The sequence below is a fragment of the Saccharopolyspora cebuensis genome (assembly GCF_039542665.1).
GTDB lineage: Bacteria > Actinomycetota > Actinomycetes > Mycobacteriales > Pseudonocardiaceae > Saccharopolyspora > Saccharopolyspora cebuensis.
Genome location: NZ_BAABII010000003.1, coordinates 337,189 through 351,866, shown reverse-complemented (window position 1 = coordinate 351,866; position 14,678 = coordinate 337,189). Strand labels below are relative to the sequence as shown.

6 protein-coding genes are annotated in these 14,678 nt (G+C 71.1%); 2 read left to right on the top strand and 4 right to left on the bottom strand.

The genetic code is table 11. The features are described 5' to 3' along the window. Nucleotides 1-149 precede the first annotated feature (149 nt). Complete coding sequence (locus ABD976_RS04500; RefSeq protein ID WP_345357533.1) at nucleotides 150-587, top strand: DUF6319 family protein; 438 nt, start codon at nucleotides 150-152, stop codon at nucleotides 585-587. A 635-nt stretch (nucleotides 588-1,222) separates the two neighbouring features. Here ABD976_RS04500 and ABD976_RS04495 read toward each other — a convergent pair. After that, nucleotides 1,223-5,134, bottom strand: coding sequence for a DNA-directed RNA polymerase subunit beta' (locus tag ABD976_RS04495; protein WP_345357532.1), 3,912 nt, complete (start codon nucleotides 5,132-5,134; stop codon nucleotides 1,223-1,225). 104 nt (nucleotides 5,135-5,238) lie between these two features. After that, complete coding sequence (gene rpoB, locus ABD976_RS04490) at nucleotides 5,239-8,733, bottom strand: DNA-directed RNA polymerase subunit beta (protein WP_345357530.1); 3,495 nt, start codon at nucleotides 8,731-8,733, stop codon at nucleotides 5,239-5,241. A gap of 831 nt (nucleotides 8,734-9,564) precedes the next feature. Here rpoB and ABD976_RS04485 point away from each other — a divergent pair. After that, complete coding sequence (locus ABD976_RS04485) at nucleotides 9,565-12,723, top strand: CHAT domain-containing protein (RefSeq protein ID WP_345357528.1); 3,159 nt, start codon at nucleotides 9,565-9,567, stop codon at nucleotides 12,721-12,723. Nucleotides 12,724-12,726: 3 nt separating this feature from the next. Here the strand turns inward: ABD976_RS04485 and ABD976_RS04480 are convergent, their stop codons facing one another. Continuing rightward, on the bottom strand, nucleotides 12,727-13,209 hold the full coding sequence (locus tag ABD976_RS04480; RefSeq protein ID WP_345357526.1) for a hypothetical protein: 483 nt from the start codon (nucleotides 13,207-13,209) through the stop codon (nucleotides 12,727-12,729). Nucleotides 13,210-13,224: 15 nt separating this feature from the next. Beyond that, the gene (locus ABD976_RS04475; protein ID WP_345357524.1) at nucleotides 13,225-14,631 is read right to left on the bottom strand and encodes an NsdA family TPR-like regulatory protein; all 1,407 of its coding nucleotides are present in this window, start codon (nucleotides 14,629-14,631) and stop codon (nucleotides 13,225-13,227) included. Nucleotides 14,632-14,678 lie beyond the last annotated feature (47 nt).

Sequence of the window (14,678 nt, the reverse complement as noted above, 5' to 3'; positions counted from 1 at the left end):
CGGCGAGGCGTTAGGTTGGTGATCGAACGGTCGGGCCCGCGGTCCTCGAGCCGGGCGCGCGGCACCGGAGGCGGACTTCCCGGAACGGACGCGCGGGGAACACCTGTTCTATTCTTGTAGTACCGGCGACACATCGCGAGGAGACGACATTGACCGAACCCGGAACGAGCACCGAGGACAACGCCGGCACGACCGAGGCCACCGGCACCGACGCCCCGGCCGAGGAGGCGACCGGCACCGCGGCGCCCGCCGCTGACGGCGCCTCGGCCGAGGACGCCGCGCCGAAGAAGAAGCGCACCAAGAGCACCGCGCGCAAGACCCGCACGGTGGAGCTCACGCTGACCGTCACCGGCACCGCCGAGGGCGAGTGGCAGGCCGACCTGATGCACTCCGGCAAGCGCGTGGTGCAGGGCCTGTCCGTGCCCGCCGCCGCGGTGGCCAAGGCCGCCGCCGAACTGCACCCGGAGATCTCGGAGACCATCGACACCGTGATCACCCAGGCCCGCGAGCAGCACGAGGCCAAGCTCGCCGAGCTCGAAGCCGAGGTCGAGCGGGTCCGCAAGGCGCTGGCGGAACTGGAGAACTGACCCGGCGCGACGTGCCGTGCCGGCCCCTCGTCGGCACGGCACGTCCGCCCGAGGACCAGCATTGCCGAGCACTGCGCGGGGACGCGGGTCCGCGGCGAGACTCCCAGACCCGGCAGCGGCGCGGCAACCACCGAACCGGTCCACCACCACCATCCCCGCAGCGCACCAGCACCCCGGGCCACCCACGAGCCGCACCGCGAACCGGGCCACCGGGAGCAGGGTCACGCACCACCGCCTCGCGCCCACCCGCGGACCACCACGCACCCGCCGCTCACGTCCGCCCGCGGACCAGGCCCACGCCACGCGCGTCGAGCACCGCGGACCGCGCCACGTCCCCGCCGCTCCGCGCCCGCGAATCGGGCCACCCACGAGCCGAGCCACGCCGCGCGCGTCGAGCACCACGCGTCCCTCCTCCGCCGAACGAGAAGGCACGGCCCGCACACCCCCACCGCCCCGTTCGGGTGATTCCTCAACAGGTGAGGGGCACCTTGTACCAAGTCACTTGGTACAGGGTGCCCCTCACTCAGTTCACGAACGGGTGGTGCGGCCCGGCGCGGGCGCCTGGGGTGGGCCTGCCCCGAAAAAGGTGAAGGCCCCTGGCCGGGGGTACCGGTCAGGGGCCTTCAGCGGGTGGATCAGCGGTAGTCGCGGCCGAAGTCGTAGTCGTCCAGCGGCACCGCGGCGCCGGTTCCGGCGCCGAACACATCCGGGGTGTAGTAGCTGTCGTCGTAGGACGGGATCGCGTAGGCCGCGGCCCGAGCCTCCTCCGTCGGCTGCACCTGGATGTTGCGGTAGCGGTTGATGCCGGTACCGGCCGGGATCAACTTACCGATGATCACGTTCTCCTTCAGGCCGACCAGCTTGTCGCTCGCGCCCTCGATCGCGGCGTTGGTGAGGATGCGGGTCGTCTCCTGGAAGGAGGCCGCCGACAGCCACGACTCGGTGGCCAGCGACGCCTTCGTGATGCCCATCAGCACCGGACGACCGGAGGCGGGGTCACCGCCCTCGGCCACCACGCGCCGGTTCTCGCCCTCGAACTGCGAGCGCTCGACCGGCGAACCGGGCAGGAACTCGGTGGCACCCGAGTCGATGATGATGACCCGGCGCAGCATCTGCCGGACGATCACCTCGACGTGCTTGTCGTGGATGCCCACGCCCTGCGACCGGTACACCTCCTGGACCTCGTTCACCAGGTGGAGCTGGGCCTCGCGCGGACCCATCACGCGCAGCACCTCGTGCGGGTCGACGGCGCCTTCCAGCAGCCGCTGACCGACCTCGACGTGGTCGCCGTCGGAGATCTGCCGCTCGGTGCCCTCCACCGAGATCGCCGCGAGCCGCTGCCGCTTGGACAGCTTGTCGTAGACGATCTCCTCGCTCCCGTCGTCCGGGATGATGGTGATCTTCCAGTAGCGGTCGTTGTCCTCCAGCCGGACGCGGCCCGAGGTGTCGGCGATGGGCGCCTTGCCCTTCGGGACGCGGGCCTCGAACAGCTCCTGGACGCGCGGCAGACCGGTGGTGATGTCGTCCCCGGCGACGCCGCCCTGGTGGAAGGTCCGCATGGTCAGCTGCGTACCGGGCTCACCGATGGACTGCGCGGCGACGATGCCGACGGCCTCGCCGACGTCCACCAGCTTGCCGGTGGCCATCGAGCGGCCGTAGCAGACCGCGCAGACGCCGTAGGCCGACTCGCAGGTCAGGACGCTGCGCACCTTGACCTTGGTGACGTTGGCGCCGAGCAGCCGCTCGATCGCCGGGTCACCGAGGTCGGCACCGCGGGCCACGATGATGTTGCCGTCCTGGTCGAGCACGTCCTCGGCGGCGGTCCGCGCGTAGATGCTGGTCTCCACGTGCGGGTGCCGCACGTAGCCGCCGTCGTAGAGCCGCTCGGCGACCGGCATCTTGATGCCGCGCTCGGTGCCGCAGTCGCCCTCGCGGACGATGACGTCCTGCGAGACGTCCACCAGACGCCGGGTCAGGTAACCCGAGTCGGCGGTCCGCAGCGCGGTGTCGGCGAGACCCTTGCGGGCGCCGTGGTTGGAGATGAAGTACTCCAGCACGGACAGGCCCTCGCGGAAGTTCGCCTTGATCGGCCGCGGGATGTACTCGCCCTTGGGGTTGGACACCAGACCGCGCATCCCGGCGAGCTGGACGACCTGCGTCATGTTGCCGGCCGCACCGGACTTCACGATCACGCTGATCGAGTTGTCGTCGGGGAAGTTCGCCTCCATCGCGGCGGCGACCTCCTCCTTCGCGGCGGTCCAGACCTTGACCAGCTCGGCGTTGCGCTCCTGGTAGGACAGCGCACCGCGGCGGTAGCGCTTCTCGACCTGGTCGGCCTTGCCCTCGTAGGAGTCCAGGATCTCGGTCTTGTTCGGCGGGACGACCACGTCGCTGATCGACACGGTCACGCCGGACCGGGTGGCCCAGTGGAAACCGGCGTCCTTCAGCTTGTCCAGCGTCTGGGCGACGGTGACCATCGGGTACCGCTCGGCGAGGTCGTTGACGATCGCGGCCTGCTTCTTCTTCGGCAGCAGGTCGTCGACGAACGGGTAGTCCTCGGGCAGCAGCTCGTTGAACCAGACCCGGCCCAGGGTGGTCTCGGCCAGCCACGGCTGACCGGGCTCCCAGCCCTCCGGCGTGGCCTCCCGGGGCGGCACCACGTCGCGCAGCCGGATCCGGATCTTCGCCTGCAGGTCCAGCGCACCGCGGTCGTAGGCCATGATGGCCTCGCCGACCGAGGAGTACGCCTGGCCCTCGCCCTCGGCGCCGTCCACCTGGCGGGTCAGGTGGTAGAGGCCGGTGACCATGTCCAGCCGCGGCATCGCCAGCGGCCGCCCGGAGGCGGGCGAGAGGATGTTGTTGCTGGACAGCATCAGCACGCGGGCCTCGGCCTGCGCCTCGGCGGACAGCGGCAGGTGCACCGCCATCTGGTCGCCGTCGAAGTCGGCGTTGAACGCCTCGCAGACCAGCGGGTGCAGCTGGATCGCCTTGCCCTCGACGAGCTGCGGCTCGAACGCCTGGATGCCGAGGCGGTGCAGCGTGGGCGCGCGGTTGAGCAGCACCGGGTGCTCGGTGATGACCTCTTCCAGCACGTCCCACACCTGCGGGCGCTGGCGCTCCACCATCCGCTTGGCGGACTTGATGTTCTGCGCGTGGTTGAGGTCCACCAGCCGCTTCATGACGAACGGCTTGAACAGCTCGACCGCCATCTCCTTGGGCAGGCCGCACTGGTGCAGCTTGAGCTGCGGGCCGACCACGATGACCGAACGGCCGGAGTAGTCGACGCGCTTGCCCAGCAGGTTCTGCCGGAACCGGCCCTGCTTGCCCTTGAGCAGGTCGGACAGCGACTTCAGCGGCCGGTTGCCCGGGCCGGTGACCGGACGCCCGCGACGGCCGTTGTCGAACAGCGCGTCCACGGACTCCTGGAGCATCCGCTTCTCGTTGTTGATGATGATCTCGGGCGCGCCGAGGTCGATCAGCCGCTTGAGGCGGTTGTTCCGGTTGATCACCCGGCGGTACAGGTCGTTGAGGTCGGAGGTCGCGAAGCGACCGCCGTCGAGCTGCACCATCGGACGCAGGTCCGGCGGGATGACCGGCACGCAGTTGAGCACCATGCCGCTCGGGTCGTTGCCGGTGGTCTGGAACGCCGCGACGACCTTCAGCCGCTTGAGCGCGCGGAGCTTCTTCTGGCCCTTGCCGGACCGGATGGTCTCCCGCAGGCCCTCGGCCTCGGCGCCGATGTCGAAGTTCGTCAGCAGCGCCTGGATGGCCTCGGCGCCCATGCCGCCGGTGAAGTACTCGCCGTAGCGGTCGTAGAGCTCGCGGTAGAGCACCTCGTCGGCGATGAGCTGGCGGGGCTCCAGCTTGGTGAAGGTCTCCCAGATCTCGTCGAGCTTGTCCAGCTCGCGCTGCGCGCGGTCGCGGAGCTGGCGCATCTCGCGCTCGCCGCCCTCCTTGACCTTGCGCCGCACGTCGCTCTTGGCGCCCTCGGCCTCCAGCTCGGCGAGGTCGGCCTCCTGCTTCTGGGCCCGCTGCTCCAGGTCCGAGTCGCGCTGGTCGGAGAGCCGCTTCTTCTCGGCGGTGATCTCGGCTTCCAGCGTCGACAGGTCGTTGTGCCGCATCTCGGTGTTCACCGAGGTGATCACGTACGCGGCGAAGTAGATGATCTTCTCGAGGTCCTTGGGGGCCAGGTCGAGCAGGTAGCCCAACCGGCTCGGGACGCCCTTGAAGTACCAGATGTGGGTCACCGCGGCGGCCAGCTCGATGTGCCCCATCCGCTCGCGGCGGACCTTGGCCCGGGTCACCTCGACGCCGCAGCGCTCGCAGATGATGCCCTTGAACCGGACCCGCTTGTACTTACCGCAGTAGCACTCCCAGTCGCGGGTCGGGCCGAAGATCTTCTCGCAGAACAGCCCGTCCTTCTCCGGCTTCAGGGTCCGGTAGTTGATGGTCTCGGGCTTCTTGACCTCGCCGTACGACCACTGGCGGATGTCGTCGGCCGTGGCCAGGCCGATGCGGAGTTCATCGAAGAAGTTGACGTCAAGCACGTCGGGTCTTCTCCCTTGGTCGGAAGGTCTGCCGGGTGACCGGCAGGGGTGCCAGGTTGGGTCGGCCGGGCCGCGGGATCGCTCCCGCGGCCCGGCGGCGAGCGTCAGTGCGCGATGTCGTCCACCGACGGCGATTCGTTGCGGGACAGGTTGATGCCGAGGTTGGCGGCGGCCCGCTCCAGGTCCTCGTCCTCCCCGTCGCGCATCTCGATCGCCGCACCGTCGCTGGAGAGCACCTCGACGTTCAGGCACAGCGACTGGAGCTCCTTGAGGAGCACCTTGAACGACTCCGGGATGCCCGGCTCGGGGATGTTCTCGCCCTTGACGATCGCTTCGTAGACCTTCACGCGGCCCACCACGTCGTCGGACTTGATCGTCAGCAGTTCCTGCAGCGTGTACGCGGCGCCGTAGGCCTGCATGGCCCAGCACTCCATCTCGCCGAAGCGCTGACCGCCGAACTGCGCCTTACCGCCCAGCGGCTGCTGGGTGATCATCGAGTACGGGCCGGTCGACCGGGCGTGGATCTTGTCGTCCACCAGGTGCGACAGCTTCAGGATGTACATGTAGCCGACCGCGATCGGGTACGGGTACGGCTCACCGCTGCGGCCGTCGAACAGCTGCGCCTTGCCGTTGCCGCCGACCATCCGCTCGCCGTCGCGGTTCGGCCGCGTCGACGCCAGCAGGCCGGTGATCTCCTCCTCGCGGGCACCGTCGAACACCGGGCTGGCGGTGTTCGTGCCGGCCTCCACGTCGTAGAGCTCGGCGGGCAGCCGCTTGGCCCAGTCCGGGTCCCCGTCGATCGACCAGCCCTGCGAGGCGATCCACCCGAGGTGGGTCTCCAGCACCTGGCCGATGTTCATCCGCCGCGGCACGCCGTGGGTGTTGAGCATGATGTCGACCGGCGTCCCGTCCGGGAGGAACGGCATGTCCTCGGCCGGCAGGATCTTGCCGATGACGCCCTTGTTGCCGTGGCGGCCGGCGAGCTTGTCACCGTCCTGGATCTTGCGCTTCTGCGCGACGTAGACCCGGACGAGCTGGTTGACGCCGGGCGGCAGCTCGTCGTCGTCCTCGCGGTTGAACACCCGGACGCCGATGACCTTGCCGGTCTCGCCGTGCGGCACCTTCAGCGAGGTGTCGCGGACCTCGCGGGCCTTCTCGCCGAAGATCGCGCGCAGCAGCCGCTCCTCCGGGGTCAGCTCGGTCTCGCCCTTCGGGGTGACCTTGCCGACCAGGATGTCGCCGCCCTGCACCTCGGCGCCGATCCGGATGATGCCGCGCTCGTCGAGGTCGGCCAGCACGTCGTCGGAGACGTTCGGGATGTCCCGGGTGATCTCCTCGGCGCCGAGCTTGGTGTCCCGGGCGTCGACCTCGTGCTCCTCGATGTGGATCGAGGTGAGCACGTCGTCCTGCACCAGGCGCTGGGACAGGATGATCGCGTCCTCGTAGTTGTGCCCCTCCCACGGGGTGATCGCGACGAGCAGGTTCTTGCCCAGCGCCATCTCACCGTTCTGGGTGCACGGGCCGTCCGCGATGACCTGCCCGGCCTCGATCCGGTCGCCCTCGTTGACGATCGGCTTCTGGTTGATGCAGGTGCCGTGGTTGGACCGGGAGAACTTCTCCATCCGGTACGAGCGGCGGGTGCCGTCGTCGGCCATGATCGTGACGAAGTCGGCGGTCAGCTCCTCGACCACACCGGCCTTGTCGGCGGTGATGACCTCGCCCGCGTCGACCGCGGCCCGCAGCTCCATGCCGGTGCCCACCAGCGGGGACTCGCTGCGCAGCAGCGGCACCGCCTGGCGCTGCATGTTGGCGCCCATCAGCGCGCGGTTGGCGTCGTCGTGCTCCAGGAAGGGGATCATCGCCGTGGCGGCGGAGACCATCTGGCGCGGCGAGACGTCCATGTAGTCGATCTCGGTGGGCGCCAGCAGCTCGACCTCGCCGCCCTTGCGCCGACCCAGCACCCGGTCCTCGAGGAAGTTGCCCTCCTCGTCGATCGGGGTGTTGGCCTGCGCCTTGACGAAGCGGTCCTCCTCGTCGGCGGTCAGGTAGTCGATCTGGTCGGTGACCACGCCGTCGGCGACCTTCCGGTACGGCGTCTCGATGAAGCCGAACGGGTTGACCCGGGCGAACGTGGCCAGCGAGCCGATCAGGCCGATGTTCGGGCCTTCCGGCGTCTCGATCGGGCACATCCGGCCGTAGTGCGACGGGTGGACGTCGCGGACCTCCATGCCCGCGCGCTCCCGGGACAGACCGCCCGGCCCGAGCGCGGAGAGCCGGCGCTTGTGCGTCAGCCCGGCGATCGGGTTGGTCTGGTCCATGAACTGCGAGAGCTGCGAGGTGCCGAAGAACTCGCGGATCGCCGCGGTGATCGGCCGGATGTTGATCAGGGTCTGCGGCGTGATCGCCTCGACGTCCTGGGTGGTCATCCGCTCGCGGACGACGCGCTCCATCCGGGACAGGCCGACGCGGACCTGGTTCTGGATCAGCTCGCCGACGGTGCGCAGGCGGCGGTTGCCGAAGTGGTCGATGTCGTCGACCTCGACCGGCACGGTCTCGCCCTCGCCGACGCCGCGGGCGGGCATCTCGTCCTCGGCGGCGTGCAGCCGGACCAGGTACTCGATCGTGGTGACGATGTCGTCCTCGGTCAGCGTGCCCGTCTCGTAGGCCTGGCCGAGGCCCAGCTTCTTGTTCAGCTTGTAGCGGCCGACGCGCGCGAGGTCGTAGCGCTTCTCCTTGAAGAACAGGTTCTCCAGGAGGGTCTGCGCGCTCTCCTTGGTCGGCGGCTCGCCCGGACGCAGCTTGCGGTAGATGTCCAGCAGCGCCTCGTCCTGCCCGGCGGTGTGGTCCTTCTCCAGGGTCGCCATCAGCGTCTCGGAGAAGCCGAACCGCTCGCGGATCGCCTCCGCCGTCCAGCCCAGCGCCTTGAGCAGCACGGTGACCGGCTGGCGGCGCTTGCGGTCGATGCGGACGCCGACGGTGTCGCGCTTGTCCACGTCGAACTCCAGCCACGCACCGCGGCTGGGGATGATCTTGACGCTGTAGACGTCCTTGTCGGTGGTCTTGTCGATCGACTGGTCGAAGTACACGCCCGGCGAGCGGACGAGCTGCGACACGACGACGCGCTCGGTGCCGTTGATGATGAAGGTGCCCTTGTCCGTCATCATCGGGAAGTCACCCATGAACACCGTCTGGCTCTTGATCTCGCCGGTGGTGTTGTTGGTGAACTCCGCGGTCACGAACAGCGGGGCCGCGTAGGTCATGTCCTTGTCCTTGCACTCTTCGACCGAGGCCTTGACCTCGTCGTAGCGCGGATCGGAGAAGGACAGCGACATGGACCCGGAGAAGTCCTCGATCGGGGAGATCTCCCCCAGGACCTCTTCGAGGCCGCCTACGGGGTTCTCTTCGCCGGCGTCGACCCGGCGCTGGAACCAGGTCTCGTTTCCGACGAGCCATTCGAAGGACTGGATCTGCAGGTCGAGCAGATTCGGCACTTCCAACGGCTCGCGGATGTTCGCGAAGGAAACCCGCCGGGGAGCTCCTGCGATGCCCGACGTGTGGTTGGAAGCTGCAGAGACCTTGGTCGCGCGGGAGACTGCCAAGATGCGTCCTTCCGGGACTCTGAACTGGCTACAACCGAGTCAGAGGCGGACGAGCCTGAAACGGGCAGGCCAGCCGGTCCGCTAACACGGCTGTCAAGGGTGCAATGGCGCCCACAGCCCGTCCGTCCCGACGCTGATCGCTCGCCACGGGCAGACGGTATGAGGGCAGCGCAAAGTAGCAGTCTAGCCGGAACCGCGCCGACTGTCGAGGGGACCCTCCGATGGAGGTCCGACCTCGCGTCGACGACCAGAGTGACCCCGCTGGAGCCGACAGTCAAGAGATCCGGCTCCGATCACTCTCGTGGCGCAAGACACGATCTTCGGAGCACCCCCCGGACGGGGTCGGAACACCTGGTCAGAGCACTACCAGAAGGTAACTTCGGACGGGATCTGGACAACTCCCGGGAGGCGCGCTAGACCCTTCGGCGGGCCCCTCGGGGGCCGCTCGGCGGCGCCCCGGGTCGACCGCGTCACACCTCCGGGGAGCCTCTCCGGAACCGGATTCGCGGGAGGAATTCGACCGGCCCGCGCGCCGCGACGATTCTGGACCGACCACGACTCCGGGTGGCCGAATCGGCACGATCCGTCGCATTCGGCTACCGCGGGATCGGCGAATCGCGAAATGATCTTGCGAATACCGTTGATCCATTCGGCCGCCCGGTTCGGCCGGGAGTAGCGATCCGGTGATTCGGTGCGCGACCGAGGAGTAACTTGGCGCTACCGGAAGATCCGGTCGGCGTCCGCCGGCGGCGCGCGGGACCGCCCGGTCCGCACCCGCGCCCGCCGCCGACCGCCACCCACGTGCCGCCAGGAAGTCATGGAGAGCCACTGATGACAGACGACGCGAGCCGCGCAGGCGAGCGGTTCGGCGGGCTCCAGCGCCGGACGTCGGGCCAGGACCGGGGGAGCTCCGGGTCGAGCTGGTTCTCCGGCGAGCAGGAGCCGGTCCCCGGCCAGGACGCCCCCGAGCCGCCCGCCCCGCAGCAGGGGACCCCGCCACCGCCCCCGCAGCAGGGCGGGCAGCGCCCGTCCGCCGAGCAGCGCTACGCCGACGCCATCGCGGCGATGAACGAGATCGTCGCCACCCTCGACTTCACCCGGCTGCCGTGGGTCACCGAGGTCTTCCGGGTGACCGCCGGGGTGCTGCCCGAAGGCGACCCGGCCCGCGCCGGGGTGCTCAACAACCTCGGCAGCGCCGCCCAGCTCAGCCACCTGCGCACCGGCGACCTGGAGGACCTCGACGACGCCATCGCCTACTACCGCTCGGCGGCCACCGGCGCCCGCGAGGAGGACCGCGACCTCGTCCTCTACCGGTGCAACCTGGCCCTCGCGCTGGGCGACCTGGCCGCCAAGACCGATCAGCGCGGCGCGGCGCTGGAGAGCGCGCGGGTGGCCCGGGAAGCCGTCCGCGGCACGTCCGCGCGCGACCCGCGGCGGGTGATGGCGCTGATCCGGCTGGCCACCGCGCTGTCCCAGCACGCCCGGCTGGCCGCCGACACGGCCTCCGACGAGGAGTCCATCGACGTGCTGCGCGAGGCGGTCCGGCTCTCCCCCGCCCGCGAGCCCGGCACCAGCGACCTGCTGATCAACCTCGGCGGCGCGCTGCTGCGCCGGTACGAGCGCGACGGCCGGGCCGAGGACCTCGACGACGCGATCAAGCACCTCGGCTCGGGCGCCGACGCGCTGGCCGACGGCGAACCCCGGCGGGACGCGCTGTGCCGGCTCGCGCACGCGCAGCGGCTGCGCTTCGAGCACAGCGGCGACCTGGCCGACCTGGAGGCGGCGATCGGCGAGCTGCTCGGCGTGCTCGGGGTGCTCGACGCCGGGCACCCGCTGCTCGGCCGGGCGGTGCGGCACCTGGCGGTCGCCACCACCGCGCACGTCGACGCCACCGGCGAGCCGACGCAGCTGCGCCGGGTGCTGCGCCCGATCGCCCCGGCGGTCCGCGCGCTGACCGCCGACGACGAGGAGCGGGCGGTCGCCCTCTCCGCCTACGGGACCCTGCTGCGCAGGCACTACCAGCACGGCGGCGGGGCGCAGGCGCTGGACGCCGCGGTCCGCGCCGGGCAGTCCGCGCTGGGCGCCGACCCCGCGGGCGAGGACCGGGGCCGGGCGCTGTGCGCGCTGGCCGGTTCGCTCGTCGACCGGTTCGGCGTCGCCGGCGAGGTCGCCGACCTGGAGCAGGCCGCCGAGCTCTGCGAGCAGGTGTCCGGGCACGTCCCGGCGGGTTCGCCGCTGCGGCTCGCCGCCGACGCCCAGCGCGGGATCGTCGCGGTGCACCGGCACGAGGCCACCGGCCGCTCCCGGGAGCTCGACGCCGCGATCGAACTGCTGGACCGGACGCTGGAGGCGCTGCCGGAGTCGGCCCCGGAACGCGCCCCGGCGGCGATCCAGCTCGGCCGCGCGCTGCGCGCGGTGCACCACCGGACCGGGCGGCGCCGCTACTACCGGTGGGCGCGCAAGGTCCTCACCGAGGCCGCCGAGCAGGCCACCGCCCCCGCCGACCAGCGGTTGCGGGCGGCGGCGCTGGCCGGTCGGCTCGCCGCGCAGGGCCAGCGCTGGGCCGAGGCCACCGAGTCGCTGGGCACCGCGGTCGGCCTGCTGCCCCTGGTCACCCGGGGCAAGCGGGTGGTCGCCTCGGCGGCGCAGCAGCAGCGCTGGGCGGCGATCACCGCCGACGCGGCGGCCTGCGCGGTGGAGAGCGGCGACCCGGAGCGGGCGGTGGAGCTGGTGGAGCAGGGGCGGGAGGCCATCCTCGCCGACTACCTGCCCACCGGTGGGGAGCTGGGCATCCTGCACCGCACCCACCCCGACCTCGCCGACGAGGCGGTCCGGTTGCGCCGGTTGCTGGACCGGCCGGTCGGCGAGCCGGGCGACGGCGCGGACCGGGTCCGGCTGGTCCGCGCGTGGGAGGCGCTGCTGGCCGAGGCCCGCGCGGTGCAACCGGACCACCTGCGCCGCACCGCGTTCGCCGACCTGGCGGGCGGGGCCGAGGACGGCTTGGCGGTGCTGCTCAACCTGAGCCGGTACCGCAGCGATGCGCTGGTGGTGATCGGCGGCCGGGTGCTGCTGGTGCCGCTGCCGGGCGCGAGCCCCGAGTCGGCCGCCGAGCAGTCCGCCGCGCTGCTCACCGCCGCGCAGCAGGGCGACGCCCGCACCGCGACCGACGTGCTCGACTGGACCTGGCGGAGCGTGGTGCGGCCGGTGCTGGACCGGATGGGTTACCTCGGGACGCCCCGGGAGCGCTGGCCGCGGGTGTGGTGGAGCGCCTTCGGCGAAGCCGCGTTCCTGCCGCTGCACGCCGCGGCCCCGCGCGGCGGCGAGGGGGCGCTGGACCGGGTGGTGTCCTCGTCGACCCCGACGCTGAGCTGCCTGCTGCGGGCCCGGTCGCGCCCGCTGCCCGACGGCGGCAGCCCGCTGGTGGCCGCCGGGTCGGCGAACGCGGTGTCCTGGGAGCTGCCCCGGCAGAACCAGGTGCTCGCGCAGCGCTGGCCGGGCGCCGAGATCGCCTCGGTGGAGAGCACGCACGCCCTGGAGCTGCTGCGGATGATGCCGGAGCACCCGTGGCTGCACGTCTGCGAACCGAGCTCGCAGTTCCCGTCCCGCCCGGCCGCCGGGCTGGTGCTGGACCGGGAGCCGCCGCAGCGCTCGGTCGGCGCGGTGGAGCTGGGGCAGGTGGCGCTGGACCGCTCCGAGTTCGCCTACCTCGGCCGGTGCGCGACCGCCGCCGAGACGCCCTCGGCCGCGGCGACCACGCTGGCCGCCGTCCTCGGCTTCGCCGGGTTCACCCACGTCATCGGCAGCCTGTGGGACGTCGAGCAGGACTGCGGGGCGCAGGTCCACGCCGACGTCTACGCCGAGGTGTTCGGCTCCGACGGGTTCGAGACCGACGGCTCGGCCTTCGCGCTGCACGGCGCGGCGCAGCGGGTGCGCGCCGAGTTCCCGGGCGATCCGACCCGCTGGGCCGGGCACGTCCACGTCGGCCCGTGACGGCTAGCCCCGCTCGGCGCCCTCGGGCCAGACCACGGTGACCGGCAGCCCGCGGGCGCGGGCGGCCTCGACGACGTCACCGGTGCCGCCGCGCCCGTCGGCGGGTCGGCCGTCCCAGACGGCGAGCACGGCCTCGGCGCTGTCGAGGACGTGCTCGCTCGCCGCCAGGTAGGCGTCCCGGTTCGACTCGGGGAACGGCAGGGTGACGACCGAGGCCGCGGCGCCGAGCAGCGCGTCGAACTCGACGGCGTTGTCGGCCCCGACCTTGCGCGCCCGGTAGTCGGCGGCGGGCAGCACCACCTCGACCGCACCGCCCAGGTCCAGCACGGCGCGGGCGAAGACCTGGTCGGCCCCGCGCGCCAAGCACGTGACGCCGACGAGCCCACCCGGGTCGTACCGGCCCAGCTCCCGGCCCAGCGCCGCGCGCACGAGCCCGGCGGTGTCCGGGGTGAGGTTGCTGTGCCCGGTGATGGCGATGCGGGGCAACGGATTCCCTCCAGGTCAGGCGGTCAGGACGGCGGCGATGCGGTCGCGGGTTTCCCGCACGGCGGGGAGCGCGCCGAAGTGCGCAGCTTCCCCGTGGAAGTCACGCAGCTTCGTACCCACCCTGCCCTTCGACCAGTCCGAGGCCAACGCCAAGGTCTGGTGAATCAGTTCGCAGGCGTGCTCGGGCTCTGCGGTGATCAGGTGAACACGCGCCAGAGCGATCAGATCGAAGGCCCTGTTGCGTGGTCTCCCGGAGTCACGGAGTTCCAGGGCGGCCGTGATGTGGCGGCGTGCCTCTTCGGCATGCGTGGGTTCGTGTTTGGCAAGGTCGCGGTACCGGGCACCAATCACGCCGTGTAGCTCGGCCCGGTCGAGCCCGTAGGCGGAACGTTCGCCGGTGGATTCGGTGTACTCCGCGAAGTGGTCTTCAGCGAGGAGAACGGCGCGGCGGAATGGTGCGTGCTGTCCAAGCTGGGCGTACGCCCACGCCTCGCGTGTTGCCAGGAGTGCACGCAGCCCCGGGTCCGCGACCTTGCGGGTTCCATACTGGGCTAGCTGGACGAGTTCGAGCCCGTCATCGGGGTGTCCGAGGTCGAAGCACTGGCGGGCGAACGCGGCCAGGCACCTCGCAGCGAGGGCCGGGTCATCGGCGACCTTCGCGTACTGGACGGCCAGTGTGTAGTAGCGCTGGGCAGCAGGATGCAATCCGGCGTCCCAGGACATCGAGCCGGTGATACTGGCCAACTCCGCCGCAACCCGGAATCCTCGTCGTGCCTCCGGACCGGAACCCACCTCGCGGAGTTGGTCATTGACGTCGCTGAGCTGCGCTATCGCTGCTTTCCGCAACAGCATTCCGGCAGGTTCCGCGCTCCAACGACGGAGGCGGGTGACGATCTCCTCCCACGTCGCGACTTCGACAGGGTTGAGACGGACCGTGCCCCTGGCCACTGCGACGCGGGGCGTCAACCACGCTTGCAGCGGGTCGGTGAGGGCCGCACCCGCGGCGAATCCACCGGCGGCGGTGATTGCCTGGCGTCGGGAAAGCGTCACGTCGTGCCTCGTCATTTCCTCGGCGGTCGCGATGACGCTCGCAGCTTCCCAACCCTCCGATGTTGCCCCGCCTGGCAGGGCGACTGTTGAGGCTGACGAGCGGCTACCGCGAGTAAAGCCGAGGGAAGCATCGTTGTCAGCACCGAGCACGGCGCGCAGAGCGGTCCGGTAGGGGGCACTAGGCCACCGCACTTCGCCACGTTCGTAGCGCGCGATCTGGTGACGGTCGAGGTCGTAGCGCTCGCCTGTCGTAGTGAACAGGTACTCGTTCGCAGCATCCGCGAGCTCGGAACGGGACATCGGTTCCCCGGGCAGGATACGAGACGGCGACGACTCGCGTGCCGCGCGGAGAAGCTCGTTCGGTATGGCCACGGAAAGCCTCCTCGTATGCGCGGAGTGTATTCACCAGGAGGGACACC